Here is a 1,422-nt window from a genome sequence, read left to right on the forward strand (position 1 = left end):
TGCCGATATGGAGGGGGTATTTACAATGAAGGTTCACTTCGCATGATCAACTGTGCAGTGAAGCATAATGTAAATGAGTGGTTGCGAAGTTCTGCCTGGTCCGCGGGTGGGGGCATCTATTCACTAGGGAGTATATATGCAGAAAATTCGGACATCAGCTATAACTACAATATTTCCAGGACAGGCGCCGGGCCAGGGTTGACTTGCCTGCGGCGATCTTACCGCAGAACAGATGCAGGACCGGTTGCGCAACCTCCATCAGGACGGACCGCAATTGAGCCCACAGCAGGCGAGGATGTCTGGGTGATTGTCGCAGCAGTCGTTGAGCAGGAAGGAAATGAGGTTCCCGAGCTCTCCGATCTCGGCGCGGTAGATGATGCTGCGCGAGCGGCGCTCCGATGAGACCACGCCTGCGCGCTCGAGCGCTGAGAGATGAAAGGAAATCCGCGACGAGCTCGCCTCGACTTCTTTCCCGATCTCCCCCGCCGAGGCCCCCGTTTCGCCCGCCTGAACCAGATACCGGACGACCCGAAGACGCGTCTCCTGTGACAGCGCCGCGAGCATATCCAAAGCCTGGGTTTCTTTCATATCTCAATATCTCTTGAAATATTAAGATATGAGACATAGCTTTTGGGCCAGAGGCTGGAAGCAGAAGGACCCTCCCCCATGAAGATCGTCAGTTTCAAAATCTGTCCCTTCGTTCAACGCGTCACGGCTTTGCTCGAAGCAAAGAACATCGACTATGAGATCGAGTTTATCAGCTTAAGGGATAAACCGCAGTGGTTCCTGGAGATCTCGCCGAACGGCCAGGTGCCCGTGCTGATCACCGACCGGGGCCAGGCGCTGTTCGAATCCGACGCCATCGTGGAGTATCTGGAAGAAGCCTATCCGGCCCTTCAGCCGGATATCTCTCTCGAGGAGAAGGCGACCAACCGAGCCTGGAGCTATCTGGCCGCGAAGAACTACCTGGTTCAATGCGGCGCGCAGCGCAGTCCCAATCGGGAGGTTCTCAAGGAGCGTAGCGAGAAACTCGGCAAGGCCTTCGATCGGATGGAGAAGCAGCTTGGCGACACACCCTTCTTCGGTGGTGACAATCTGGGCATGGTCGACATCGCCTGGCTGACCCTGCTGCATCGCGCGGAGATCATCGAGCGGCGGTCCGGCTTCGACTTTCTCGGCAACCGCCCCAAGCTGAAGAGGTGGCAGAAGCAACTTATGGCGACCGGACTCGCCGAGCGCTCGGTTGCGCCGGATTTCGAAGAAGCCTTCGCGGACTTTTATCTTTCGGATCAGACCTTTCTCGGGCGCGGCGGAAAGGTCGAGAACGACCGTTTCAGCGCGGCTTGCGCGACCGACGCCTGCTGCTGAACGGCCAATTACGTCCGCTTCATCTCCGCGTCCTTGCGGCGGTCGCTGGCGATG

Annotated in this window: 2 protein-coding genes; one reads left to right on the plus strand and one right to left on the minus strand. The window is 57.7% G+C overall.

Annotated elements, in window-relative coordinates; all coding sequences use genetic code 11:
* Window positions 1–258: 258 nt before the first annotated feature.
* Window positions 259–588 carry a metalloregulator ArsR/SmtB family transcription factor gene (locus F6K46_RS39735; RefSeq protein ID WP_293118197.1) on the minus strand — a complete coding sequence of 110 codons (330 nt, stop codon included), beginning with the start codon at window positions 586–588 and terminating at the stop codon, window positions 259–261.
* A 78-nt stretch (window positions 589–666) separates the two neighbouring features.
* Between F6K46_RS39735 and F6K46_RS39740 the strand changes: the two genes are divergently transcribed.
* The gene (locus tag F6K46_RS39740) at window positions 667–1,368 is read left to right on the plus strand and encodes a glutathione S-transferase family protein (protein ID WP_293118200.1); all 702 of its coding nucleotides are present in this window, start codon (window positions 667–669) and stop codon (window positions 1,366–1,368) included.
* Window positions 1,369–1,422 lie beyond the last annotated feature (54 nt).

The organism is Moorena sp. SIO3E8, assembly GCF_010692445.1.
GTDB classification, from domain to species: Bacteria; Cyanobacteriota; Cyanobacteriia; order Cyanobacteriales; family Coleofasciculaceae; genus Moorena; species Moorena bouillonii.